Source organism: Nonomuraea sp. WAC 01424 (assembly GCF_003947315.1).
Classification (GTDB): domain Bacteria; phylum Actinomycetota; class Actinomycetes; order Streptosporangiales; family Streptosporangiaceae; genus Nonomuraea; species Nonomuraea spiralis.
The window spans coordinates 147,607-171,923 of the sequence record NZ_QHHZ01000002.1 but is presented as its reverse complement, the minus strand read 5'-3'; the positions used below and the strand labels follow the sequence as shown (position 1 = coordinate 171,923).

21 protein-coding genes are annotated in these 24,317 nt (G+C 71.8%); 10 read left to right on the top strand and 11 right to left on the bottom strand.

Translation table 11 applies throughout. The features are described from left to right. Positions 1-40: 40 nt before the first annotated feature. From DMB42_RS06095 to DMB42_RS06070, 6 genes are all read right to left on the bottom strand, one after another. Positions 41-1,411 carry a M28 family peptidase gene (locus DMB42_RS06095; protein WP_125632618.1) on the bottom strand — a complete coding sequence of 457 codons (1,371 nt, stop codon included), beginning with the start codon at positions 1,409-1,411 and terminating at the stop codon, positions 41-43. An 82-nt stretch (positions 1,412-1,493) separates the two neighbouring features. Continuing rightward, positions 1,494-3,788: a M4 family metallopeptidase gene (locus DMB42_RS06090; protein ID WP_125631516.1), complete on the bottom strand. Its 2,295-nt coding sequence runs from the start codon at positions 3,786-3,788 to the stop codon at positions 1,494-1,496. A 222-nt stretch (positions 3,789-4,010) separates the two neighbouring features. Further along, positions 4,011-4,700 (bottom strand): gamma-glutamyl-gamma-aminobutyrate hydrolase family protein, encoded by a 690-nt coding sequence (locus tag DMB42_RS06085; protein WP_125631513.1) that lies wholly within the window; start codon positions 4,698-4,700, stop codon positions 4,011-4,013. Next, positions 4,697-5,476, bottom strand: coding sequence for a 3-oxoacyl-ACP reductase (locus DMB42_RS06080; protein WP_125631511.1), 780 nt, complete (start codon positions 5,474-5,476; stop codon positions 4,697-4,699). The genes DMB42_RS06085 and DMB42_RS06080 overlap by 4 nt, the downstream gene beginning before the upstream one ends. Further along, positions 5,467-6,810, bottom strand: coding sequence for an aldehyde dehydrogenase (locus tag DMB42_RS06075; RefSeq protein ID WP_125631509.1), 1,344 nt, complete (start codon positions 6,808-6,810; stop codon positions 5,467-5,469). Before DMB42_RS06075 ends, DMB42_RS06080 begins: the two co-directional genes overlap by 10 nt. Positions 6,811-6,818: 8 nt before the next feature. Then, positions 6,819-8,189, bottom strand: coding sequence for a glutamine synthetase family protein (locus DMB42_RS06070; RefSeq protein WP_125631507.1), 1,371 nt, complete (start codon positions 8,187-8,189; stop codon positions 6,819-6,821). Between the two features lie 124 nt (positions 8,190-8,313). Here DMB42_RS06070 and DMB42_RS06065 point away from each other — a divergent pair, with 124 nt between their 5' ends. Beyond that, complete coding sequence (locus DMB42_RS06065; RefSeq protein WP_125631505.1) at positions 8,314-9,018, top strand: FadR/GntR family transcriptional regulator; 705 nt, start codon at positions 8,314-8,316, stop codon at positions 9,016-9,018. 15 nt (positions 9,019-9,033) lie between these two features. Here DMB42_RS06065 and DMB42_RS06060 read toward each other — a convergent pair whose 3' ends face one another. Beyond that, on the bottom strand, positions 9,034-10,785 hold the full coding sequence (locus DMB42_RS06060) for a DUF2264 domain-containing protein (RefSeq protein WP_125631503.1): 1,752 nt from the start codon (positions 10,783-10,785) through the stop codon (positions 9,034-9,036). Positions 10,786-10,910: 125 nt separating this feature from the next. Here DMB42_RS06060 and DMB42_RS06055 point away from each other — a divergent pair, with 125 nt between their 5' ends. From DMB42_RS06055 to DMB42_RS06015, 9 genes are all read left to right on the top strand, one after another. Continuing rightward, on the top strand, positions 10,911-11,948 hold the full coding sequence (locus tag DMB42_RS06055) for a substrate-binding domain-containing protein (protein WP_221762031.1): 1,038 nt from the start codon (positions 10,911-10,913) through the stop codon (positions 11,946-11,948). 107 nt (positions 11,949-12,055) lie between these two features. Beyond that, complete coding sequence (locus tag DMB42_RS06050) at positions 12,056-13,363, top strand: ABC transporter substrate-binding protein (RefSeq protein WP_125631500.1); 1,308 nt, start codon at positions 12,056-12,058, stop codon at positions 13,361-13,363. A 54-nt stretch (positions 13,364-13,417) separates the two neighbouring features. Beyond that, positions 13,418-14,314 carry a carbohydrate ABC transporter permease gene (locus tag DMB42_RS06045; RefSeq protein ID WP_125631498.1) on the top strand — a complete coding sequence of 299 codons (897 nt, stop codon included), beginning with the start codon at positions 13,418-13,420 and terminating at the stop codon, positions 14,312-14,314. A 5-nt stretch (positions 14,315-14,319) separates the two neighbouring features. After that, the gene (locus DMB42_RS06040) at positions 14,320-15,144 is read left to right on the top strand and encodes a carbohydrate ABC transporter permease (protein WP_125632616.1); all 825 of its coding nucleotides are present in this window, start codon (positions 14,320-14,322) and stop codon (positions 15,142-15,144) included. Continuing rightward, entirely contained in the window at positions 15,141-16,142 is a 1,002-nt protein-coding gene (locus DMB42_RS06035) for a hydroxyacid dehydrogenase (protein ID WP_260477517.1), read from the top strand. Before DMB42_RS06040 ends, DMB42_RS06035 begins: the two co-directional genes overlap by 4 nt. A 72-nt stretch (positions 16,143-16,214) precedes the next feature. Further along, positions 16,215-18,296: a right-handed parallel beta-helix repeat-containing protein gene (locus tag DMB42_RS06030; protein WP_125631496.1), complete on the top strand. Its 2,082-nt coding sequence runs from the start codon at positions 16,215-16,217 to the stop codon at positions 18,294-18,296. 4 nt (positions 18,297-18,300) lie between these two features. Next, the gene (locus DMB42_RS06025) at positions 18,301-19,065 is read left to right on the top strand and encodes a hypothetical protein (RefSeq protein WP_125631495.1); all 765 of its coding nucleotides are present in this window, start codon (positions 18,301-18,303) and stop codon (positions 19,063-19,065) included. Between the two features lie 57 nt (positions 19,066-19,122). Beyond that, positions 19,123-19,881 (top strand): hypothetical protein, encoded by a 759-nt coding sequence (locus tag DMB42_RS06020; RefSeq protein ID WP_125631493.1) that lies wholly within the window; start codon positions 19,123-19,125, stop codon positions 19,879-19,881. A 35-nt stretch (positions 19,882-19,916) separates the two neighbouring features. Beyond that, complete coding sequence (locus DMB42_RS06015; protein ID WP_221762030.1) at positions 19,917-20,279, top strand: hypothetical protein; 363 nt, start codon at positions 19,917-19,919, stop codon at positions 20,277-20,279. Here the strand turns inward: DMB42_RS06015 and DMB42_RS06010 are convergent. The 4 genes from DMB42_RS06010 to DMB42_RS05995 all read right to left on the bottom strand — a co-directional run bounded on the left by DMB42_RS06010 (position 20,246) and on the right by DMB42_RS05995 (position 24,309). Next, complete coding sequence (locus DMB42_RS06010) at positions 20,246-21,043, bottom strand: SGNH/GDSL hydrolase family protein (RefSeq protein ID WP_125631490.1); 798 nt, start codon at positions 21,041-21,043, stop codon at positions 20,246-20,248. The genes DMB42_RS06015 and DMB42_RS06010 overlap by 34 nt on opposite strands. Continuing rightward, positions 21,040-21,615 carry a PadR family transcriptional regulator gene (locus DMB42_RS06005; protein ID WP_125631488.1) on the bottom strand — a complete coding sequence of 192 codons (576 nt, stop codon included), beginning with the start codon at positions 21,613-21,615 and terminating at the stop codon, positions 21,040-21,042. The genes DMB42_RS06010 and DMB42_RS06005 overlap by 4 nt, the downstream gene beginning before the upstream one ends. Positions 21,616-21,679: 64 nt before the next feature. After that, positions 21,680-23,119: a High-affinity nickel-transporter gene (locus DMB42_RS06000; protein WP_125631487.1), complete on the bottom strand. Its 1,440-nt coding sequence runs from the start codon at positions 23,117-23,119 to the stop codon at positions 21,680-21,682. Next, positions 23,116-24,309, bottom strand: a complete 1,194-nt coding sequence (locus tag DMB42_RS05995) for a lipopolysaccharide assembly protein LapB (RefSeq protein ID WP_125631485.1) — start codon at positions 24,307-24,309, stop codon at positions 23,116-23,118. The genes DMB42_RS06000 and DMB42_RS05995 overlap by 4 nt, the downstream gene beginning before the upstream one ends. Positions 24,310-24,317 lie beyond the last annotated feature (8 nt).

Here is a 24,317-nt window from a genome sequence, read left to right as displayed (position 1 = left end):
AGCCAGTACGCGGGCCGGTCGGGACCGGCGCGCGGTGAGATCAGGCCCGGCCCCAGAGGGCGGGCACGTTGGGCGGTTCCCAGCCGGGCAGGCTGGTGTGCGCCTGGAGGCAGCGGTAGCTGGACCCCTGGTAGGTGACGACGTCACCGGCCGCGTAGGCCTTGTAGGCGGTCCAGGTGGTGCCCTGGCCGTCCCCTCCGACGGTCAGGGTGAAGGAGGCGGAGTGGTCCGCCGTCGCCCCGTCGCCGTTGAGCCCTATGGTGTACGTCCCCGCCGCGGCGCCGCTGGTGGTGGCGACCGTGACGGTGGACGATTGCCCCGCCTGGATCGTGGACGGGTTGAAGGAGACGGTGACCCCGCTCGGCACGTTTCCGGCGGAGAGCGCGATGCTCTGCGCCTGGCCGGACGTGACCTGGGTACTGACCGCCGCGGTAGCCGACTGGCCGGCCTGGACCGACGCCGAGGACGGGGTCACCGAGATCGAGTAGTCGTTCTCCGCGGGCGTGCCGCCCACGGCGAGCTTCCATATGGCGTACGCGATGGCGTCGCTGTTCCGGTCCAGCGCCGTGGTGTTGATGGCGCCCGGGTAGCTGTCGCACGCGCTGTGATAACAACGGTCGAAGGCGGCCCCGGCCGTGCCGCCCCACTTGGCGGCCTGTGCCGAGCTCTTGACCGCCCCGGCCCCCGTGGCCAGGCCGCCGACCCGTACGCCCGCGCTCTTGAACGAGGCGTGGTCGCTGCGGCCGTCGCCCTCCCTGTCACCCTCGGTCTGAAGGCCGATGGTGGCGAAGTAGTCGCTGAAGGTCCGCTGAAGGGTCGCGTCGTCGTCGTAGACGAAGTAGCCGGCGTTGGTCGAGGCGATCATGTCGAAGTTCAGGTACACCTCGACGCCGCCGGCGCCGCCGTTCTGCACGTAGTACCTGGAACCGACCATGCCCGCTTCTTCGGCGCCCCACCAGCCGAACCGTACGTGCTTGGTGAGGGTGGGCTTGCGGGCGGCGAGGGTGAGGGCGTTCTCCAGGAGCGCGGCCGAGCCGGAGCCGTTGTCGTTGATGCCGGGGCCGGCCGCGACGCTGTCGAGGTGGGCGCCGAGCATCACGGTCTGGTTCGCCGGGCCGCCCGGCCAGTCGGCGATCAGGTTGCTGCCGCCGCTGAAGCTCTGCACCCGGGTGGTGAACCCGGCGGCGTCGAGCTTGCCCTTGATGTAGTTGATCGAGGCGGTGAAGCCCGGCCTGCCCGAGGCGCGGTTGCCGCCGTTGCTCGTGGCGATGGACTGCAACTGGCTCAGATGCGCCGTCACGTTCGAGACGGGGATGTCGGGCGCGGGGTCGGCGGCTGCGCCGGCCGGTCCGGCCGGCGTGGTGAGGGTCAGGGCTAACGCGGCGGTGGCCGCGGCGCCCAGCCTGAGCATGGCGTTCACGTTCTGTGGCTCCTCAAGGGGGCTCCAAGGGGGTTGGGCGGCCACCCCGGCGTGGCCGCCCAGGTCGTGCTGGTCAGACCGGCTGCCAGAGGGCGGGCACGTTGGGCGGCTCCCAGCCCGGCAGGCTCGTGTGAGACTGCAGGCATCGGTAGCTGGTGCCCTGGTACGTGACGGTCTGCCCGGCCGTGTAGGCCGTGTAGGTCTGCCACGTGGTGCCCTGGCCGCCGCCCACCGTCAGGCTGAACGAGGTCGAGTGGTCGGCGCTCGCCCCGTCGGCGTTCAGGCTGATCGTGTACGTGCTCGGCGTCACGCCGCTCGTGGTCGCGAACGTCACCGTGGACGACTGCCCGGCGGTGATCGTGGACGGGTTGAAGCTGACCGTCACGCCCGAGGGCACGTTGCTCGCCGACAGGGCGATGCTCTGCGCCTGGCCGGCGGTGACCTGCGTGTTGACCGTGGCGCTGGCCGACTGACCGGCCTGGACCGAGGCCGACGACGGGGTCACGGCGAACGCGTAGTCGTTCGGCGAGCTCTGCCCGATCTGGAGGTTGTAGGTGGCCTGCCGGTCGACGTCGGCGCCGTCGGCCGTGATCGAGATCGGGTTGCTGCCCTGCGGGCTGCTCGCCGAGGTGTTGATCGTCAGCGTGGAGCTCTGCCCCGCGGTGATCGTGGCCGGGCTGAACGAGGCGGTCACGCCGGCCGGCAGGGTGCCGGTCCGCAGGGTGATCGACTGCGCCGAACCGCCGGTCACGGTGGTGCTGACCGTGGTCGTGGTGCTCTGGCCCGGTGTGACGCTGCCGGAGGCGGGGTTCAGGGTGACCGAGAAGTCGTTGCTGCCCTGGGTGCAGGTCGGCTCGCCGGACTGGGCCCGTACGCTGACGCCGTCCCAGGCGTTCTTGACCACGTTGAACTCGGTGCAGCTGCCCGGGTACAGGGTCTTGGCCGCCTGGAGGGTCGCGACCCTGGCCTTGGCGTGCGTCCACGGCTGCGTCTTCGAGTTCAGCGCGGACATGAAGACCTCACCGGCCTTGCGGATGCCGATGCCGGTGATCGCGGCGCCGTTGTCGCAGCGGGTGCTCGCGGGCTTGCCCGAGGGGTTGGTGCCCTCGGCCACGAGGTAGAACCAGTGGTTCTGCGGGCCGGCCGCCGCGTGCACCTCGGTGTTCGGGATGGCGGTGCTGTAGCAGTTGGGGTGGCTCAGGGCCCCCGGGTTGTACATGTTGCGGATCGGCCCGGCCCCGGAGAGGTTGACCTCTTCGCCGACCAGGTAGTCCGGCGGGTCGTTGGGGTTGTTGGCGTACGCCTCGGTGAGCGCGCCGAAGATGTCGCCGGTGGACTCGTTCATGCCGCCGGCCTCGTTGCCGCTGCCCGAGCCGCCGCTGGTGAACTGGAAGATGCCGTGGCCGAACTCGTGGCCGACGACGTCCATCGACGTGAGCTGCTGGGAGTTGGCGGAGTTGTGGCCGAAGGAGCCGTACTGGCCGTTCCAGTAGGCATTGACGTCGGCCAGGCCGACGCGGGCCGGGTAACCGCCGCCCTGGCCGTTGATGCCGCTGCGGCCGAGCCAGGCGCTCAGCATGTCCCATTCCCGCTGCGCGGCGTAGAGCGCGTCGACGCAGGCGGTCTCCAGGTTCGTGCCCGAGCCGTTGCCCCAGGTGTCGGTGGTCTTCGTGTACGGCGAGCCGTTCTGGCCACCGCACGCGACGCCGCTCCTGCGGGGGTCGCGCATCGTGTACGAGGGGCTGGTGTCGATGGTGACGGTGCCGACGTAGTAGCTGTTGCCGGTGCCGTCGCGCACCTCGTCCCAGGAATCGATGACCTTGCCGGTGAGGGCGTCCACGTAGACGTGGAGCTTGGTCTCGTGACCGGTCGCGGTGGCGCCGGTGACCAGGACCTCCCAGGCCAGCCGCGGCGTGGTCGTGGCGGCGTGGACGGACAGCACCGGCGTGGCGACGGTCTCGACCCGGGCCACCTTGGCCCTGGCCGTCACTCCCGCGGCGGCCGCGGTCACCTTCGCCTTGGTGCTGATCCCGATCTTGGTGCGCTGGCCGGTGGCGACGTTGTCGACCACCGCGCCGGAGGCGTCCGTGGCGACGACCACGTCACCGCCGTATACGGGCAGGCCCGCGTACGTACGGGCGTAGGTCAGGTACTGCAGGCCGCGGACGCCTCCGACAGTCGACGTCAGCGTGAACGTGTCCTGCTCGGAGGCCAGCAGTGCCGCCGAGTCGGCCAGGATCGCGCTGTGTGCGGTCGCGATCGCGTTCCTGCGGTCGTCGGGGCTGGGAGGATCGGCCACCTGCGACGCTTGGGCTGTGGCGCTCGTGGCGCCCACCAGCGAGCTGGTGGTCAGGGCTAGCGCGAGCATTGCGGCAGCCCCCAACCTGAGTTTGGGGTTCACTCTCTGGCTCCTCAGGGGGGTGTGGAGTGGAAGAGCCCCGGCCGGCTGGGGATGAACACAGGGTGACACCGGGATGGCGGGAGCCGGTACCCAACAAGTTTCCTATAACACCGTGGTATGGCCGCCTGAACTGGCCTTTCGTGCGATTTTTGGGCGCAGAAAAGGTAAAGAAGCTTTCCAGTAACGGTCTCAGCAGGCCGCCGTCAGCGCCTCGAAGAGCGCCACCCCGTCGCCCGCCTCCGGGTGCCACTGGACCGCCGCCGCGAACCCCCCGCCGTCCAGTTCCACCGCCTCGATCGTGCCGTCGGCGGCCGTGGCGGTCACCGCGAGCCCGGGAGCGAGCCGGTCGATCGCCTGGTGGTGATAGTGCGGGACGGTCACCGCGTCCGTGCCGAGCGCCTTGGCCAGGCGGCTGCCGGGGACGGGCGTGACCGGCAGGTGGCCGAACGCGCCGGGCTCGGGGGCGTGGCCCGTGTGTCCCACCACGTCGGGCAGGTGCTGGTGCAGGCTGCCGCCGAGCAGGACGTTGAGCACCTGGAGGCCGCGGCACACGCCCAGGAACGGCAGCCCCGCCTCCAGGGCCGCCGCGAGGAGGGCGAACTCGGCCGCGTCCCGGAACTCCCGGACGTAACCGGTGCGCTCGTGCGGCGCCTGGGCGTACCTGGCCGGGTCGACGTCGCCGCCGCCGGCCAGGACGAGGCCGTCGAGGCGCTCCACGACCAGGGCGGGATCGCCGGCCGGCGGCAGCAACACGGGCTGCCCGCCGGCCTGGACGATCTTCTCGACGTACATGTACGGCAGGAGCGCGACGGGCAGGTCCCACACGGTGAACCGGGCGGGCTCCACGTACGTCGTGATCCCGATGACCGGACGGGTCACAGCGGCGTCACGTACGCGCCGGAGATGCCGCCGTCCACCAGGAACTCCGCCCCCGTGATGAACGAGGCGTCGTCGCTGGCCAGGAACGCCACCGCGGCGGCGATCTCCGACGCCTCGGCGAAGCGGCCCACCGGGATGTGCACCAGACGCCGCTGGGCCCGCTCGGGGTCCTTGGCGAACAACTCCTGCAGCAGCGGCGTGTTCACCGGCCCCGGGCACAGCGCGTTGACCCGGATGCCCTCGCGGGCGAACTGCACGCCCAGCTCCCGCGACATCGCCAGCACCCCGCCCTTGGAGGCCGTGTACGAGATCTGCGACGTGGCCGACCCCATCACCGCCACGAACGAGGCGGTGTTGACGATCGAGCCCTTGCCCTGCCGTCGCATGTACGGGATGGCGTGCTTGCAGCACAGGTAGACGCTGGTCAGGTTCACTTCCTGGACGCGGCGCCAGGCGTCGATGCCGGTCTCCAGGATCGAGTCGTCGTCGGGCGGGGAGATGCCGGCGTTGTTGAAGGCGATGTCCACGCTGCCGTAGGTCTCGTGGGCCGTGGCGAACATCCGGACGACGTCGTCCTCGACGGTCACGTCGGCCTTGACGAAGAGGCCGCCGACCTCGGTGGCGGCCTTGCCGCCCGCCTCCTCGTCGATGTCCACGCAGACGACCTTCGCGCCCTCCTGCGCGAACCGGCGGGCCGTGGCCAGCCCGATGCCGCTGCCCGCGCCGGTGATGACGGCCACACGGTCCTGCAAACGCTGCACTGTGTTCACTCCCATGAGATGAAGACGTTCTTGGTCTCGGTGAAGGCCGTCAGGGCGTCGGGGCCGAGCTCGCGGCCGAGTCCGGACTGCTTGAAGCCGCCGAACGGGGTCCAGTAGCGCACCGAGGAGTGCGAGTTCACCGACAGGGCGCCCGACTCCACCGCGCGGGCCACGCGCAGCGCCCGCCCGACGTCGCGGGTCCAGATGGACCCGCTCAGCCCGTACGGGGTGTCGTTGGCGATGCGTACGGCCTCCGCCTCGTCGGTGAACGGGACCACCGACACGACGGGACCGAAGATCTCCTCGGTGAAGGCGCGGTCGGTGACCTTCGAGGTGAGCACGGTCGGCGGGAACCAGTAGCCCTTGCCTTGGGGGCAGTCGCCCTGGAGGAAGGGCGTGCCCTCGACGAAGCCCCGGACGCGTTCCAGGTGCTCGGCGCTGATCAGCGGGCCCATCTCGGTGGACTCGTCGAGCGGGTCGCCGACCTTGACGCCGCGCACCGCCGCCGACAGGCGTTCCAGGAACTCGTCGTACGCCTCGGCCTGGACGAGGATGCGCGAGCGCGCGCAGCAGTCCTGGCCGGAGTTATCGAAGACCGCATAAGGAGCGGTTTTTGCCGCTTTTTCGAGATCCGAGTCGGCGAAGACGATATTTGCGGACTTGCCGCCGAGCTCCAGCGTCACCCGCTTGACCTGCGCCGCCGCCTTCGCGGCGATCTCCTTGCCCACCTCGGTCGAGCCGGTGAACACGATCTTCGCCACGCCGGGATGTTCGACCAGCCGGGCCCCGGCGACCTCTCCCTCGCCGGGCAGCACCTGGAGCACCCCCTCGGGCAGGCCCGCCTCCAGGGCCAGCTCGGCCAGCCTCAACGCCGTGAGCGGGGTCCACTCCGCCGGCTTGACGATCACCGTGTTGCCCGCCGCCAGCGCGGGGGCCACGCCCCACGACATGATCAGCATCGGGAAGTTCCACGGCACGATGACGCCCACCACGCCCAGCGGCTCCTGGAAGGTGATGTCCACGCCGCCGGGCACCGGGATCTGCTTGCCGTGGTTGCGCTCGGGGGCGGCGGCGTAGAAGTGCAGCACGTCGCGGACGGCCCCGGCGGCCCAGCGCGCGTTGCCGATCGGATGCCCGGCGTTGCCCAGCTCCAGCCGGGCCAGCTCCTCGCCGTGGGCGTCCACCAGGTCGGCGAACCGGCGCAGCAGCCGCGCCCGGTCGCCCGGCGCCACCTCCCGCCAGCTCCGGTACGCCTTCGCGGCCCGCTCCACCGCCCGGTCGACCTCCGCCGCGTCGGCCATCTCGACCTGGGCGACGACCTCTTCCGTGGCCGGATTAACGATCTTCATTCCTACCGTCACATTCGCTCGAAACCACGGAACAGCTCCCAGTCCGTCACCGCCGCGTCGAAGGCGGCCAGCTCCACGCGCGCGTTGTTCGCGTAGTGCTCGACCACGTCGTCGCCGAACGTCTCCCTGGCCAGCTTCGACCCCTCGAACAGCACGAGCGCGTCCCGCAGCGTGTGGGGCACGGTCTCGGCGCCGGAGTCGTAGGCGTTGCCCTCGAAGGCGTCCTCCAGCGGCAGCTCCTGGTCGATGCCGTGCAGCCCGGCCGCGATCAGCGCCGAGACCGCCAGGTACGGATTGACGTCGCCGCCCGGCACCCGGTTCTCCACCCGCAGCGACAACCCGTGGCCCACCAGCCGCAACGAGCAGGTGCGGTTGTCGACGCCCCACTTGACCGCCGTCGGGGCGAAGCTGCCGGGCACGTAGCGCTTGTAGGAGTTGACGTTGGGCGCGTACAGCAGGGTGAGTTCACGCAGGCCGGCGAGCTGACCGGCGATGAAGCGGGCGCCCAGCGGCGAGAGCCCGTACGGGCCCTCGCCCGCCATCACCGGCTCGCCGCCGGGGCCGCGCAGCGAGATGTGGATGTGGCAGGAGTTGCCCTCACGCTGGTTCGGCTTGGCCATGAAGGTGATCGACCGGCCCTCCTGGGCGGCGATCTCCTTGGCGCCGTTCTTGTAGATCGAGTGGTTGTCGCAGGTGCGCAGGGCCTCGTCGTAGCGGAAGGCGATCTCGTGCTGGCCGAGGTTGCACTCGCCCTTGGCGGACTCGACGTACAGGCCGGCGCCCTCCATGTCGAGCCTGATGCGGCGCAGCAGCGGCTCGACGCCGGCCGTGCCGAGGAGGGAGTAGTCGACGTTGTAGAGGTTGGCGGGGGACAGGTCGCGGTACGCGCGCCGCCACGCCTCCTCGTAGCTGTCGTCGTAGACCACGAACTCCAGCTCGGTGCCCACGTGGGCGGTCAGGCCGCGCTCGGCCAGGCGGGCGAGCTGCCGGCGCAGGATCTGGCGTGGGGAGGCGGTGACCTCGCCGCCCTCCTCCCAGGCCAGGTCGGCCATGACCAGCGCGGTGCCGTCCTGCCAGGGGACCCGGCGCAGGGTGGACAGGTCGGGTTTCATCGCGAAGTCGCCGTAGCCTCGATCCCAGGAGGACATGTCGTAGCCGGAGACGGTGTTCATGTCCACGTCGACCGCGAGCAGGTAGTTGCACCCCTCGGAGCCGTGATGCAGCACCTCGTCCAGAAAGTACCGCGCGGAGAGCCGTTTGCCCTGCAACCTGCCCTGCATGTCGGCGATGGCGAGCAGCACGGTGTCGATGCGCCCGGCCGCGACCTCGTCCCGCAGTTCCTCGACGGACAGGAGTCCGGAGCCCGCTCGTTCGCTCACCCTAGGTCGCTCCGATCTGCTCTGAAGCGCTTTCCCGTTGATTGGGCTAGTCTCAGACCATTGATGTGCATGCCGGGATCGCTTGTCAAGACCTGAGGACACCTTGGACGATTCGGCGCGTTTGATGACAGTGCTGCGCCCGGTCAGGGCGGGAAACGCCTTCGAGGAGACCGTGGAACGGCTGCTCCAGGCGATCAAGCTGGGCGTGGTCGCGTACGGCGACAAGCTGCCGCCCGAGCGCGAGCTCGCCGTGCGGCTGGGCATCAGCAGGGTCACCCTGCGCGAGGCCATCCGCGCCCTCCAGGACGCGGGCTACCTCGACGTGCGGCGCGGCCGGTACGGCGGCGCGTTCGTCACCTACGTCCCGCCCCGCCCCGACGCGGGCGACCTGCGGCAGGCGGTGGCCGACATGGGCATGGCCGAGCTGTCGGACGCGCTCACCTTCCGCCTGGCGGTCGAGTGCGGGGCGGCGCAGGTGCTGGCCACCTCCGAGCTCACGCCCGACAAACGGGAGGTGCTGCTGCGCCGGCTGACCGAGCTGAACGAGGCGCCGCTGGAGGACTACCGGCGCCTCGACACGGCCTTCCACCTGTCGATCGCCGAGCTGACCGGCTCGACGCTGCTGGCCACGACGTGCGCCGACGCCCGTTCGCGGGTGAGCGACCTGCTGAACGCGATCCCGATGCTCCAGGTCAACATCGAGCACGCCGCCGCCCAGCACCGGGCCATCGTGGACGCCATCCTGGCGGGCGACCCGGACGCGGCCCGCCGGGCGATGGCCGAGCACCTGGAGGGCACGGCCGCGCTCCTGCGCGCGTTCCTGTCCTGACCGGCGCGCGGCCGGTCAGAGGGCGGCGCCGCCCGGCTCCGGGACCGTACGGGCGTGGCGGGTGCCGTCGACCCAGGTGAACGTGACGGTGTCGCCCGCCACCTCCACCGAGGGCACGCCGTCCGCCGGGGCCGCGTCGGCGTGGACGAGGGTGGCCGTGCTGATCGCCCAGCCGTCCCCGGCGACGCCCTCCAGCACGGGTACGAGCGCCGGGGCCCCGAAGGCGCTGCCCTCGGGATCGTCGGCGACGCCGGCCCGCGTGTAGCCGCGTACCGCGACCAGCTCGGAGACCAGCCCGTCGCCGTCCCGCACACGCGCGCCGGGACCGGCGGCCGGGGGCTCGGCGGGGACGAGCGCCCACCCGGTCTGGCGGACCGGGGAGCCCGGCGCGACCCGGTGGACGCGGACCTCGACGGCCCCCCTGATCACGCTCAGGCTCTCCACGCCGTCGCTCGCCGACGCGGCCCACGCCAGGTCGCCCGCCGCCCCCGCGCCCCGGGGCGTGAACGTGCCGCGCTCGGTGACCGTGCCGTCCGGGCGGACCAGGCCGAAGTGGTTGTCGGGCGCCCGCGTGGTCGGTCCGGTACGGGTGGAGTAGGCGTAGCGGTCGTAGAGCGGGTCGCCCGGGTGGTGCCGGCTGCCGTGGTTGATCAGGAGGGCGACCTCGCCGGTGTTCTGGACGACCAGGCCGGGGCCGGGCAGCGCGGCGAGCCCGGTGGGACCCGGCTCCTCGGTCGCGGTCCACACCGGATGATCGGCCGGCAGCAGCAGGCCGAGGAACGCCTTCGAGGCCCAGTACGGCGAGGCCGAGCCGGAGTAGGACTGGAGCGAGGGCTCGTGGGGGCCGTGCCAGCCGAGCGTGAGCAGCCCTTCGGCGGAGAGCGCGCCCTCGTCGAGGAAGCGGCGCAGGACGCCGGAGGCGATGCGGCGGGTCCGGCCGGGGGAGAGCGGGGTGGCCTCCAGCAGGGCGCCGGCGAAGAGCGAGGTCGCCGAGGCGAAGCGGTAGGTGAGCGAGCGGCCCTGGTGGAGCATGCCGCCGTGCTGGTCGAAGGTGAGCGCGTAGCTCTCCAAGAAGCGGCGCAGGCGGTCACCGGGGGAGCCCTTGCCGGACAGGTGGGCCAGCAGGGCCGGGTAGAGGTGCATGGCCCAGCCGTTGTAGTGGTCGAAAGAGCGGTTGTCGCCGTCGGTGTACCAGCCGTCGCCGGCGTACCAGGGCTCGATGCGGGCCAGGCCGCGTTCCACCGCCGCGTCGGCCTCCTCGGTGTGCAGGCCGGCGGCCGACAGGAAGCCGCCCACCATGGCGGGGAACAACCACCAGTTGTTGTCCACCGGCTCGTGGCGCAGGGCCTCGGCGAGGTAGGCGGCGACCCGGTCGCGGGTGTCCGGGGCCAGGCGGTCCCACAGGTGCTCGCGGGTCAGCCAGAGGGACAGCGCGATCGAGGCCGCCTCGACCATGGGCTGGGTGCGGTCCTCGATCGGCTGCCAGACGCCGGGCCCGGCCTCCAGACCGCGCGCGTACGGCTCCAGCAGCTCCGCCGGGCCGCCGCCGGCCACCCGGAAGGCGGCCAGCAGGAACGTGCCGACGTACCCCTCCAGGCCGTCGCAGCGCGACCAGCTCTCACGTCCGGGCAGGGTGATCACGGCCCCGTCCGCCGAGCGGTACGGTTCCACCGCGGCCAGCAGCCCGTCGGCCACCGCCTCCCAGTGGGCGCGGGTCCAGCCGGTGTACGGGCTGAGCGTTCGATCCTCCGGCGGAAGCGGGAACATGCGGCACTCCAAAGGGACGTCCGGTCTCGGGCGGGACCTTAGCATCTTGATCGAACGAAAGCATCCGTTCAAAAACGAAAGCAGTTCCCGGTAGGATCGTCAGGGTCGAGCCACAAGGAGTCGCCGTGTTCGCGGAACAACGTCATGAACTGATCCTGCGCGAGGTGCGCGAGCGCGGTTCCGTCCGCCTGGCCGAGCTGGTCGACCGGCTCAACGTGTCGATGGTCACCCTGCGCAGGGACGTCGAGCACCTGGCCGGGCAGGGCCTGGTCAACCGGGTGCACGGCGGCATCACCCGGCCTGAGTCCGTGCCCGCCCCCGCCAGGGAGCGTTCGCTGACGCTCGGCATGCTGGTGCCCTCGGCCACGTACTACTACCCGGTGGTCATCAAGGGCGCCCGCGAGCAGGCCGAACGCCTGGGCGCCCGGCTCGTCCTCGGCGTCTCGCGCTACGACGACGACGAGGACCGCACCCAGGTCAGGCAGCTCGTGGACGGCGGCATCGAGGGCCTGCTGCTGACCCCGAGCAGGCAGCCGGACGCCTCGCACGAGGAGTGGCTGGCCGGGCTGGGCGTGCCGGCCGTGCTGGTCGAGCGGCGGGCCGAGCTGGGCGGCCCCGCCTCGCTGCTGGACGCGGCGGCCTCGCATCACGCCCATGGAGCGTTCCTCGGCACGCGCCACCTGGCCGAGCTGGGGCACCGGCGGCTGGCCATGGTCACGCGGGACAGCCCGTCGGCCCCGCGGGTGCGGCACGGGTTCCTCGCCGCCGTCCGCGACCTGGGGCTGGCCGAGCCCGTCCATCTCGACGTCGCCCAGGAGGGGCCCACGCGCGAGCAGGTGGCCGACGTGGTCGCGGCGGTCAGGGGCGGGGTCACCGCGATGCTCGTGCACAACGACGAGGACGCGTTGCTGCTGGTCCAGGCCCTGCGTACGGCCGGGGTGCGTATTCCCAAAGAGGTGTCGCTGGTCGCCTACGATGACGAGGTGGCGGCGCTCAGCGACCCCCCGCTCACGGCCGTCGCGCCCCCCAAGGCCGCGGTCGGCCGCTGCGCCGTCGACCTGCTGGTGAGCCGGATCCAGGAGGGCCCGCGGCGCCCTGCCCAGCACGTGGCGCTGCTGCCCGAGCTGAGGGTCCGGGAGTCCACGGTCGCGCCACGCGCCTGAAGTTACGCATCCATTTCGTTACTGATCGATTTGTGGCCTCTCTCTAGACAACCGATCGAAGATGAGCGAATGATGCCTTATCGATCGAAAGCGATGAGGAGCCATCGATGGGACGCAAGAGCGCCGGCATTGCCGGACTGCTGGCCGGTATGAGCCTGCTCGCCGCCGCGTGCGGCAGCACGGAGCCGGCGCAGCCCGCGGGCGAGGCCGGCAAGCCCGCCCAGGTGACGTTCTGGGGCTGGGCGAAGGGCACCCAGCAGGTCGTGGACGCCTTCAACAAGTCACACAAGGACGTGCAGATCAAGTTCGAGGAGATCCCCTCGGGCAACGCGGGCGGCTACGCCAAGTTCTCCAACGCCGTCAAGGCCGGCAACGCCCCCGACGTCATGTCCGTGGAGTACCCGCAGCTCCCCGACTTCGTGAACCAGGGTGCCCTCCAGGACATCTCGGCCGACGTGGCCGACGTCAAGGCCAAGTACCCGGCCGGCGTCTTCGGCCTGGTCGAGCTGGGCGGCAAGGCGTGGGCGCTGCCCATGGACGCCGCGCCGCAGGTGTTCTTCTACCGCAAGGACCTGTTCGAGAAGAACAAGATCGAGGTCCCGAAGACCTGGGACGACTTCCGCGCCGCCGCCGAGAAGGTCAAGAAGGCCGACGGCAAGTCCCGCATCGCGACCTTCTTCCCCGACGACCCCAGCGTGCTGGCCGCGCTGTCGTGGCAGGCGGGCGGCAAGTGGTTCGGCACCGAGGGCGACGCCTGGAAGGTGACGATCAACGACGAGCCCAGCAAGAAGGTCGCCGAGTACTGGCAGGGCCTGGTCAAGGACGACCTGGTGAAGGTCCAGCCGTCCTTCAGCCAGGAGTGGAACGCCGCCTTCGAGAACGACACCCTCTGGGGCTACGTCGGCGCCAACTGGGGCGCGGGCGTCATGAAGGGCAACCACGCCGGCCAGTCCGGCAAGTGGGCCATCGCGCCGATCCCGAACTGGGGCACCCCGGCCAGCGGCATGCTCGGCGGCACCACGTTCGGCGTGAGCAAGGGGTCGAAGAACAGCAAGGCGGCCGTCGAGGTCGTCAAGTGGCTGACCGGCTCGGAGGAGGCGTGGACCGCCCGCCTGTCCTCGGGCACCTCCAGTGGCTTCCCGGCCATCGCCGACCTCGTGCCGGTCGCGGCCAAGAGCTTCGACGCCTCCTTCTACGGCGGCCAGGACATCTACGCGCTGTTCTCGGAGTCGTACAAGACGGTCCAGCCCGGCTGGACGTGGGGGCCGAGCATGGTGCAGACCCTCACCACCTTCAAGGACGCGCTCGGCAAGGTCGGCACCGGCGAGACCACCGTCCCCGGCGTGCTGGACACCGCGCAGACGGCCACCGTCGGCGAGATCAAGAGCCGCGGGCTCAACGTCGCCCAGCAGTAGCACGACGCGCGCGGCGGAGCGCAGGCTCCGCCGCGACCCACCGAAAGGCAGCTTGTGACTCCTCCAGTAGGAAGCGGTCGCGGCGGCGAGGGGTGGCGGCGGCGGGGGGCGATCCTGCTGTTCGTCGGGCCGTTCTTCGCGCTGTTCGCGGCCGTGATCGTGGTGCCGCTGGCCTACGCGGTCTACCTCAGCCTGTTCAGCGAGAAGTCCTCCGGGCTGGGCTTCGGCGGCGCGGAGACCGTGTTCGTCGGGCTCGGCAACTACCTGGACACGCTCAAGGACTCCGCGTTCACCGACGGGTTCCTGGTCATCCTGGGCTACTGCGCGCTGTACATCCCGCTGATGATCGGCGGCGCGCTCGCGCTGGCGCTGCTGCTGGACTCCGGGCTGGCCAGACTGGGCAAGTTCTTCCAGCTCGCGCTGTTCATGCCGCACATCGTGCCGGGTGTGATCGCCGGACTGATCTGGCTCTACCTGTACCTGCCCGGCATCAGCCCCATCGTGGACCTGCTCGGCGACGTCGACTTCCTCGGCGGCGACCACGTGCTCGGCTCGGTGGTCAACATCGCGCTGTGGGAGTGGGTGGGCTACAACATGATCATCTACTTCGCGGCCCTCCAGGCCATCCCCGCCGAGGTGATCGAGGCGGCCAGGATGGACGGCGCCGGCCCGCTGCGCGTCGCACTCCGCGTCAAGGTGCCGCTGATCCGCGGCGCCGTGGTCACCACCGTGCTGTTCACGATCATCGGCTCGCTGCAGCTCTTCACCGAGCCGATGGTGCTCGACAACGTCAGCGACGGCGTGGTCAGCACGTGGACGCCCAACATGTACGCCTACAACGAGGCGTTCGGCAACAACGACTACGGCCAGGCCGGCGCGGCCTCCATCCTGCTCGCGCTGCTCGCGGCCGTCCTGTCCTTCGTCGTCACGAAGTGGGGGAACCGCCGGTGAAGTGGATGTCCCGCGCCACGGTCAACGTGCTGCTGATCGTCTCCACGCTCTACACGCTGCTGCCGCTGACCTGGCTGCTGTTCGCCTCCACCAAGTCGCTGTCCGACCTGTACTCGACGCCCGGCTTCTCCTTCGCCGGCTTCAACCTGTTCGAGAACATCAGGGCGGTCGCGCAGGAGGGCGACGGCGTCTTCTTCCGCTGGTACCTCAACAGCGTCCTGTACGCCGGTCTCGGCGCGGCGGTCAGCTCGTTCGTCACCGTGATGTGCGGTTACGCCTTCGACAAGTACTCCTGGTTCGCCAAGGAGAAGATGTTCGGGCTGGTGCTGCTCGGCGTGCTGGTGCCGACCACCGCCACGGCCGTGCCGCTGTACCTGCTGGCCTCCAAGGTCGGCGTGGTCAACACGTTCTGGTCCGTCTTCGTGCCGGTGCTGGTCCACCCGTTCGGCGTCTACCTGGCGCGGGTGCTCTCGGCCGGGTACGTGCCCGGCGAGGTGCTGGAGGCGGCCAGGTCCGACGGGGCCGGCGAGCTGCGCACGTTCGCGTCCGTCGCGCTGCCCATGTTGCTGCCCGCGTACGTGACGATCTTCCTGTTCCAGTTCACCGCCATCTGGAACAACTTCTTCCTGCCCCTGGTCATGCTGAGCGACCAGCGGCTCTACCCGCTCAGCCTCGGCCTGTACGGCTGGGAGAAGCAGGGCAACGCCTTCCCCGAGTTCCACAGCCTGGTGATCACCGGGTCGCTGCTGTCCGTGGTGCCCCTGCTGCTGGTGTTCGTGTCCCTGCAGCGCTTCTGGAAGGCCGGGATGACGGCGGGCAGCGTCAAGTGAACGAACTCTCGGGGGAGAACATGAACAAGCCGGTGACGGTCGTCGCCATGGCCGCGGAGGTCGCCGGGCGCATGCTCACCGGCGACGTGCGGGCCGGCGAGGCCCGGGTGGCCGACGTACGGGCCGAGGTCGCCGGGTTCGGCGGCGCCGACCTGTCGCAGGCCGAGGTGCTGTTCACCTCGTGGGGCTGCCCGCCGGTGACCGCCGAGGTGCTGGCCCGCGCGCCCCGGCTGCGGGCGATCGTGCACGCGGCGGGCTCGGTCAAGCACCACGTCACCGACGCCTGCTGGGAGCGCGGCATCGTGGTCTCCTCGGCCGCCGCGGCCAACGCCGAGCCGGTGGCCGAGTTCACGCTCGCGGCGATCCTGTTCGCGAACAAGCGGGTGATCGACATCGCCCGCGCCTACCGCGCGCGGCGGGCCAACGACGACTGGGACGCCCGTTTCCCCGGGTTCGGCAACTACCGGCGGATGGTCGGCGTCGTCGGGGCCTCCAGGATCGGGCGGCGGGTGATCGAGCTGCTGCGGCCGTTCGACGTCGAGGTGCTGGTCAGCGATCCGTACCTGGGGGAGGACCTGGGGGTGCGCCGGGTCGAGCTGGCCGAGCTGGTCGCCCGGTGCGACGTGGTCAGCCTGCACGCGCCCGACCTGCCCGAGACCCGCCACATGATCGACGCGCGCCGCCTGGCCGCCATGCGCGACGGCGCCACGCTGATCAACACGGCCAGGGCGGCCCTGGTCGACCAGGCCGCGCTCACCGCCGAGCTGGTCTCAGGGCGGCTGTACGCGGTGCTCGACCACACCGAGCCCGAGTTCCTGCCCGCCGCCTCCCCGCTCTACGACCTGCCGAACGTGCTGGTCACCCCGCACATCGCCGGCTCGCTGGGCGGCGAGCTGGCCAGGATGGCCGACCTCGCGCTGGACGAGCTGGAGCGGTACGCCCGGGGGCTGCCGTTCGAGCACGGCGTCGAGCCGGCCACGCTCTCCCGTTCCGCCTGAACCCTCTGCTTCCCCGTTCCGCCTGACTCTCTTGCTTTCCCGTTCCGCCTGAAACACCCCCGGAGAGGAAACATGCGTCTTCAGTTAGTCGCGGCCCTGGTCGTGGCGGCCGGACTGGTCGCCACCCCCGCAGAGGCGGCCGCCGCCAGGAACTTCTTCGTCGACTGCCAGGCGCCGGACGGCGGCTCGGGGCGTACCGCCGCCGGGCCGCTGAACAGCCTGGCCGCCGTCAACGACATCACCTTCCGCGAGAAGGACACGATCAAGTTCCGGGCGGGGACCGTCTGCGCCGGCCGGCTCGAACCGGTCGGCTCCGGCACCGCCGCGCACCCCGTCCTGTTCACCTCCTACGGCGAGGGCCCCAAGCCGATCATCCAGGGCGACGGCGGCGAGTGGGCCGTGCACCTGGTGGACAACAGCTACCTGACCCTGGAGAAGCTGCACATCACCAACCCGGCGGCCGCCACGGCCAAGCGGACCGGCGTGCAGTACAACTCCACGACCCCCGAGCCGAAGGCCGGGCTGGTCCTGCGGGACCTGGAGATCTCCGACGTCGCGGGCTGGGGCAACAAGACCGGCACGAACGGCTCGTGGTTCTCCTACTCGGCGGGCATCAGCATCCAGGCGCTGCCCGAGGGCAAGGTCGGCTACCTGGACGGGATCACGATCACCGGCAACTACGTGCACGACACCGGCGGCGGCGGCATCAAGATCAGCCGCAAGGGCACCGACTACCACCGGAACGTCCTCATCGCGCGCAACACGATCCGCGCGGTCGGCGGCGACGGCATCGTCGTGCACGCCTCGGACCGGCCGCTGGTGGAGCACAACCTGTTCGACGAAGGCGGCGCCGGGAAATACCCGTACATCGACGGAAATTTCGCGGGAATGTGGCCGATCAACTCTGTTGATCCGGTGTTTCAGTACAACGAGGTGACCCGGCAGCGGCCCACCATCTTCGACTCCACCGCCTGGGACTGCGACGGCGGCATCAAGGGCACGTGCGTCTACCAGTACAACTACTCGCACGACAACGCCGGCGGCTTCTACCTGGGCTGCCAGAGCTGCACCGAGTTCCCCAACTACAAGGCCACCGCCATCCTGCGCTTCAACATCGCCCAGGACGACTGCCGCATCGCGGGCAACGCCTCCGGTGACAACAAGAGCCCGCTGTGGTTGTACAACAACACGTTCTTCTGCCCGTCGCAGAAGCTCGACGTCGCCGTGCCCACCGAGAACTCCAAGGTCGTCAACAACATCTTCTACGCGCCGTCCGGCACACTGCCCTCGGCCCCGGGCATCGGCTACGACTCCAACGTCTACCACGGCGGTGTGAGCGTCCCCGCGGGCGACGCCCGCGCCGTCACCGCCGACCCGGGCCTGGCCGCCCCCGGCACCGCCGACGGCGCCGCCGACGTGGACGGCTACAAGCTGCTCGACGGCTCGCCCGCGCTCGCGTCCGGCGCGGTCGTGGACGGCCTCGGCGACCGCGACTACTTCGGCAACCCGGTCGCCGGGACCGTCTCGCGCGGGGCCTACAACGGGCCGGCCGCCGGGCCGGTCGTGCACGGGTCGGTCGAGGAGGCGTACAACAACGTCGCGGTCAGCTCCGACCTCAACCCCAACACCGGCGGCTTCTCCACCAGCGGGCGCAGCTACTCCGGCCAGGGGCTGGAGAAGGCGGGCCTGACCCCCGGCCGTACCGTGAACGTGCTCGGCGCCGACTTCGTCTGGCACCCGCGCCCGTACGGCACGACGGACAACGTCAAGGCCGCCGGGCAGACGGTCGCGCTGGCCGGGCGGGGCGACCGGCTCGTCCTGCTCGGGGCGGGCGGCCTGAAGGCACGCGAGGGCGTGTTCAAGGTCACCTACACCGACGGGACGGTCGAGGAGAAGACCGTGCGGTTCGGTGACCAATGGGACGCGACCGCGCCCGCCGGAGGCGTGCTCGTGGCCCGTGCCGACTACCACAACATGACGCAGACCAGCTACAAGAACCCGGCCACCGGGCAGACGCGCGAGTCGGGCGTGTCGGTCTTCGGCTACGCGGTGCCGCTCGACGCGGCCAGGACGGTCGCCACGGTGACCTTCCCGGCCGGCAGCCCGCTGGCCAACGCCGGGTTCCACGTCTTCGACATGAAGATCGCGGGCTGACGCCATGACGAGCACCCCGGCCGCCGGCCGTCCACATAAGGCGCCGGGGCCCCGTACCCGCCGGGTGCCGGTGGCCCTCGCCGTGGTCGCGGTCGTCGCGCTGGCCGTGGTCGCCGGGGTGCTCGTCGCCGTCGGACGCGAAGGAGAGGCCGTCCCCGGGCGGTCCGCGTCCGCCGGGGTGGGGGAGGTGCTCAGGATTCGTCCCGGTGACACGGTCGTCACGTTCGAGGGGGAGCCGGTGGGCGGGGTCGAGGTGCTCAGGGCGGCCGAGACCGTCCGCGCCGAGGTGATCTCCGAGTTCGCCGGGCAGGGGCTCGGCCCCGGCTTCTGGGAGCGTGCCCGTGACGGCGTCACCCCCGCGCGGCGGCTCAGGGAGCGGGCGGTGCGGGCCGCCGTACTGGACAAGGCCCGGCGGATCTGGGCCCGCGAGGCGGGCCTGCTCACCGACGTCGGCGAGCAGGGGTTCCAGCGCGAGCTGGCCGCCGAGAACGCGCGCCGCGCCGAGGCCGCCCGGTCCGGCCGCCCGATCCCCGGCGTCCCGTCCTACGACCAGTACACCTACGCCCGGGTACGCGCCGCCGAGCTGGACGCGGCCCTCGAAAAACTGCACGCGAGCAGCCTGGACCTGTCGGAACGCCGCCTGCGTGACCAGTACGCCCGCGCCGCCGGCCCCGGCGCGCCCCCCTTCGACCAGGTACGCGAGAACGTCCGGCGGCAACTCGTCCGCCAGGGCTACGAGCAGGCACTCCAGGCCCGAGCCGCGTCCTGAGCCCGGCGCAAGGGACATACGACGCTCTTCCGGCTCGTACCATCGACTTCTAAGGTCATGGGGAACTGGTTCCAGAGCAACATCGTCACCACGGGACGGCTGCCGCTGTTCTGCTACTTCGTCACGCTCATCGTGGCGTTCATCGCCACCCGCATCAACGTCCGGCTGATCAGGGCTAAGATCGGCTGGTTCCGCGACGTCAACGTGGGCGAGATGCACATCCACCACGTCGTGTTCGGCGTCGTGCTGATGCTCATCGGAGGCGTGACGGGGCTCATCGTCAACGGCGCCTCGCAGGCCGGGCACGTCGTCGCCGCCTGCGTGTTCGGCATCGGGTCCGCGCTCGTGCTGGACGAGTTCGCGCTGATCCTGCACCTGCACGACGTCTACTGGGAGGAGGAGGGCCGCACCTCGGTGGACGCGGTCTTCATCGCGGTCGCCGTGACCGGCCTGCTGCTCATCGGCCTGCGCCCGCTGACCTGGGACTACGGCACACCCGTCAACCCGGCCGCGCTGATCGTGGCCAACCTCGCGCTGGCGGTGGTCACGCTGCTCAAGGGCAAGATCTGGACCGGGATGGCGGGCCTGTTCCTGCCGCTGCTGCTCCTGGTGGGCGCCGTACGGCTGGCCCGGCCGGGCTCGCCGTGGGCCCGCTGGTTCCTCCACGGGGAGCGTTCGCCGCGCAAGCTCGCCACGGCCGTCCGCCGGGAGGAACGCTGGCGGCGGCCGGTCATCAGGGTCAAGATCGCGTTCCAGGAGTTCCTGTCCGGGCGGCACGACCTGCCCTCCAGCCGGCGCGGCCGGCGGCATACTTGACCCATGGCCGCGCCCGTACTCCGGATCCCGCGCTGATGCGCCCGCCGTTCCACGAGGGTCCGGCGGACCTGATCGGGCCGATGGTGCGCGACCTGCACGAACGCGGGCTGCCGGCCGACGTCGCCGACGTCGCCGCGGCGGCGCAGGGACACTCCTTCCGCGAGCTCGAACGCCTGGCCGCCGCCCACCTCGACGGTTTCTCCCCCGCCGAGCTGCTCATGCGGCTGGAGTTCGTCGAGCTCATGACCGACGAACGCTTCGAGGCCCTCGGCCTGGACGAACCGCGCATCGCGGAGATCCGCGCCTTCGCCGGGGAGTGGGCCGAGGACATCAAACTGCGCAGGGCCGACGACGGCGACGCCGACTACGACGTCCCCGACCTGCCCGAGGTCGACTGATCCGCCAGGGGCGCGAGCGCCGGACGCTTGCACACCCGTCCGTCGCCGGAGGAGCGCCCCCGTACGCGCCGGGCGATCCACGGCCCCGCGAACGAGCCCACCCAGCGCAGCTCCGCCGCCGCCGCGCGCAGCGGGCCGGGCGCGGGCAGGACGGGCAGCGGCAGCGCCCAGCCGTCGTCGCTGCCGGGCAGCTCCAGCGCGTACGCCACCGCGGCGGCGAACCTGGCGTGCCCCGCCGGGCTGGCGTGCAGCCGGTCGGCGCTCCACAGCCGGGCGTCGGTCACCGCCGTGTCGGGGAAGGTGTCCACCAGCGTCACGCCGTGCCGGGCGGCGGCCTCGCGGACGCGGGCGTTGAGGTCGAGCACCCGCGGCAGCAGCGGCCTGGCCAGCGGCGCGATCCTGCCGATGTCGGGGAACGTCACCGTCACCACGCGCGCGCCCACCCCGGTCAGGGCCACGAACATGTGCTCCAGGTCGGCCGCGACGCGGGCGGCGTCGAAACCCGGGCGGATGACATCGTTCATACCCGCCATGACCGTGACCAGGTCGGGACGGAGCTCCAGCGCGACGGGAAGCTGCTCGGCGCGGATCTGGGCGGCCACCTTGCCGCGGACGGCGAGGTTGGCGTAGAGCAGGCCGGGATTGCCGGCGGCCAGGTGCTCGGCCAGCCGGTCGGCCCAGCCACGGTGGCCGAGCACGTCGTCGCCGTCGCCGAGGCCCTCGGTCTGGCTGTCGCCGAGCGCGACGTAACGGGCGTAGGTCACGACATCTCCTCACGGGTACGGGCGGCGCGCTCGCCCAGCGTCCGGGCGGTGCTCAGGCACCAGTCGCGCATCTCGCGCTCCAACCGGCAGCCGGCCAGGCACGACAGGTACGGGCCGACGCGCTCGCCCGCACGCAGGAACGACTCCTCGTCGAGGTCGCCGCGCAGGCGCAGCAGGGTCTTGTCGAAGTAGGCGAGCTTGGCGGCGGCCTCCTCGGCGCGGTCGAGGAGCTGGGCGATCAGCGGGGCCGGGTCGAGCCGGTCGGCGGCGTGCACCTTGACGGCCAGGTCGTCGCGGATGAGCAGCGGCTTGGCGGGGGCCGCGGCGAAGGTGGCCAGCTCGTCCAGGCCGGCCGGGGTGACCTGGAAGACCCGTTTGTTGGGGCGGCCGCGCTGGACCACCTCCCGGCCGCTGACCAGGCCGTCGGACTCAAGCCTGGTCAGCTCGGCGTAGAGCTGCTGGGGGGCGGCGTACCAGAAGTTGGAGACGCCGACGTCGAAGATCTTGGTGAGCTGGTAGCCGCTGTACTCGCCGTCGAGCAGCGCCGCCAGCACCGCGTGCCGCAGCGCCATCAGGGACGCTCATGACGATGACTAGTCATGGGCATGACTATAGAGGGTGGTGCAGGGCGCCGGGCTACAGGGCGGCGAACGATCGTACGGCGAGGCCCGCGCCGAGCAGGACGACCATCACGGCGGTGCCCCGGGGGGCCAGCCCCGACAGGCGCGCGGCCAGCCGGCGGCCCGCCGAGGCCCGGCGTTCCATGCGGTCGACCAGCTTCACCAGCAGGAGGCCGGTGAGGGTGAGGGTGGCGGCCATGCCGACGCCGTACGCGGTCACCAGCGCCACGCCGAACCAGGTGCGTCCCAGCGCGATGGCCCCCAGCAACACGATCAACGCCGACGGACTCGGCACGAGCCCTCCGGCCACCCCCAACCCCACCAGCCCACCGGCCCCCCACGTCCGCCCCGACCGGTGCCCATGACCATGACCATGGCCGTGGCCGTGGCCGTGCCCGTGGCTTTGGGAGGGCGACGGGGGACGGGCGGTGAGCAGGCGGAGGCCGATGGCGGCGATGAGGAGGCCGCCGGCCAGGCCGAGCCAGGACAACACCGACTCCCCGGCCAGCGCCGTGAACGCCGTCAGCAGCAACCCCACCACCAGTACGCCGACCGTGTGGGTGGCCGTCACCGTCGCGCCCACCACCAGGGCGTCGCGCGGCCGGCCCCGGCGCCCGGCCAGGTACGCCGCCATGATCGTCTTCCCGTGCCCCGGGATGAGCGCGTGCCCGGCCCCGAGCACCATGGCCAGCCCCACGGCCAGCAGCCCGAGCGGCACGGTCAGCGTGTCGCGGCCGATCAGCCCGGTGAAGGTGCGGTCCAGCCCCGCCAGCCACTCCCCGAACGGCCCGAACGCCGGCCCGCCTCCGGCGCCCGCGGACGGCCCGGCAGGCGTCAGCCCGGCGGCGCCGGACACCCGCAGCGCGGTCATCGTGGCCGTACGCTGATCGAGCGGGTCCGCCAGCAGATCCGCCGGGTACACCCGCAACTCCCGGCTCACGCTCACGGCCGGCGCCGACGAGCCGGACAACCGCACCCCGTCCCCGACCGCCGTGATCTCCCGCCAGCCGATCCGGTCCTGCTCGAACCCGTCGGCGAACTCCACCGGCCCGGACACCCGTACCGTCGCGGCCAGTTCGAACGTCAGCCGGCTGGTACGCAGCCCGCCCTGCCCCGGCGCGTAGGCGAACGCCGAGCCGGTCACCCGCCACGGCACCGCCGCGCCGGCGACCCGCAGCCGCTGGGCGGCGGCCAGCGCGGCGCAGCGCCGCCCCGCGTACGAGGTGTCCACCTGGGCCTGGACCTGCAACGTCGGCAGCTCGGCCAGGTCCACGACGGCGTGGTTGCGCACGGCGTCCGGCGCGAGCCGCAGCCCGTTGTAGTGGTTGACGGTGAAGTTGCCGAGCGGATGGGCGGTCGTCGCGGCGCGCGCGGCGGCCACCAGGACCACACTCGCGCCCAGCGCCAGCACCAGTCCCGCCGTGACGGAGAGCAGCCCGAGCCTGATCAGTCTCATGAGAACCTCGCCAATGCCGACAGTTCCGGGTCGAAACGGGCGTCCACCCGGGCCGGTTCGCCGAGCGCCCGCTCGATCACCGCGCGGTGGTAGCGCAGCAGCGGGTTCCGCCAGCCGGTCGCGGTGGCCTTCCGCGTGTACGTCAGCGCCTCGCGCGGCTCGCCCGCCCGGTAGAGCGCCCAGGCGAGGGCGTCGGCGGCGACGAGGTTGGGGTTGCGCGCGTACTCGGCCCTGGCGTGGCGTACGGCGGTGGTCGGGTCGCCGTGGTCGGCCTCGAACTCGGCCCACGTCAGGTCGTCGCGCACGCCCGCGGCCTGGAACAGCTTGCGTTGGGCGCGCAGCAGCGTCCAGTCCGCGGGCAGGCCCGCCTTGAGCCGGGTCTCGCCCTGCTCGATGAGGTACTGGGGGAGCGGCAGGCGTTCGACGACCCGCTCGTACAGGTCGAGGGCCTCGGGCAGGCGGCCGGCCAGCGCGGCGGTCCTGGCCCGGCCGGCGAGGGCGGGGGTGTAGGCGGGGTAGGCGCGCAGGGCCTCGGCGTACCAGCCGGCGGCTTTCGTCAGGTCGCCGGAGTGGAGGGCGAGCTCGCCCAGGTAGTAGCGGGCGTAGGCGACGTCGGCCGGCGCCCAGGCGTCGTCGTGGGCGTACTCCAGGAAGCTGCGTGCCCCGGCCTGGTCGCCGCGCAGCTCGGCGGCGTAGGACGCGCGGGCGAACGCGCCGACCCCGGGGTGCAGGCCCAGCATCCGGTCCACCGCCCGGCGCGCGGCGGGCAGGTCGCCGAGCTGGGTCCGCGCGTCGGCCAGCACGCCGTACGCGGCCGAGCCGTAGGGGTTGGCGGCGATGGCGCGTTCGGCGAGGGACGCCGCCCGCGTGAAGTCGTGGCGACCGGCCGCCAGCGCGGCCTGGCCGGTCAGCACCGCGTCGTCGTCCGGCCGCAGCCGGGCGGCGGTGCCGATCGCGCCTTCCGCCTTGGTGTAGTACGACGGGTCGCCGGTGACCCTGGCCTGGTCGACGTACTGGGCGGCGAGCCGGGCCCAGCCGCGGTAGTCGCCGGGCAACCGCCGCAACCGCTCCTGGAGCGACTCGGCGGCGGGTCCGGCGGGCCCGGACGCGGGCGCCGCCGAGAACGACAGGATCGTGAAGATCGTGGCACCGGCCAGGACGAGACCGGCGACGAGGACGAGGGATCGCATGCGAAGGA

Bases quoted from the DNA above. Each gene is read 5' to 3' on its own strand.
- DMB42_RS06020 (WP_125631493.1), top strand. From the start codon at position 19,123: ATGGGGAACTGGTTCCAGAGCAACATCGTCACCACGGGACGGCTGCCG.
- DMB42_RS06095 (WP_125632618.1), bottom strand. From the start codon at position 1,411: ATGCTCAGGCTGGGCGCCGCGGCCACCGCCGCGTTAGCCCTGACCCTC.
- DMB42_RS06040 (WP_125632616.1), top strand. From the start codon at position 14,320: ATGTCCCGCGCCACGGTCAACGTGCTGCTGATCGTCTCCACGCTCTAC.
- DMB42_RS06015 (WP_221762030.1), top strand. From the start codon at position 19,917: ATGCGCCCGCCGTTCCACGAGGGTCCGGCGGACCTGATCGGGCCGATG.
- DMB42_RS06090 (WP_125631516.1), bottom strand. From the start codon at position 3,788: ATGCTCGCGCTAGCCCTGACCACCAGCTCGCTGGTGGGCGCCACGAGC.
- DMB42_RS06030 (WP_125631496.1), top strand. From the start codon at position 16,215: ATGCGTCTTCAGTTAGTCGCGGCCCTGGTCGTGGCGGCCGGACTGGTC.
- DMB42_RS05995 (WP_125631485.1), bottom strand. From the start codon at position 24,309: ATGCGATCCCTCGTCCTCGTCGCCGGTCTCGTCCTGGCCGGTGCCACG.
- DMB42_RS06065 (WP_125631505.1), top strand. From the start codon at position 8,314: ATGACAGTGCTGCGCCCGGTCAGGGCGGGAAACGCCTTCGAGGAGACC.
- DMB42_RS06005 (WP_125631488.1), bottom strand. From the start codon at position 21,615: ATGGCGCTGCGGCACGCGGTGCTGGCGGCGCTGCTCGACGGCGAGTAC.
- DMB42_RS06000 (WP_125631487.1), bottom strand. From the start codon at position 23,119: ATGAGACTGATCAGGCTCGGGCTGCTCTCCGTCACGGCGGGACTGGTG.
- DMB42_RS06050 (WP_125631500.1), top strand. From the start codon at position 12,056: ATGGGACGCAAGAGCGCCGGCATTGCCGGACTGCTGGCCGGTATGAGC.
- DMB42_RS06080 (WP_125631511.1), bottom strand. From the start codon at position 5,476: ATGGGAGTGAACACAGTGCAGCGTTTGCAGGACCGTGTGGCCGTCATC.
- DMB42_RS06025 (WP_125631495.1), top strand. From the start codon at position 18,301: ATGACGAGCACCCCGGCCGCCGGCCGTCCACATAAGGCGCCGGGGCCC.
- DMB42_RS06075 (WP_125631509.1), bottom strand. From the start codon at position 6,810: ATGAAGATCGTTAATCCGGCCACGGAAGAGGTCGTCGCCCAGGTCGAG.
- DMB42_RS06060 (WP_125631503.1), bottom strand. From the start codon at position 10,785: ATGTTCCCGCTTCCGCCGGAGGATCGAACGCTCAGCCCGTACACCGGC.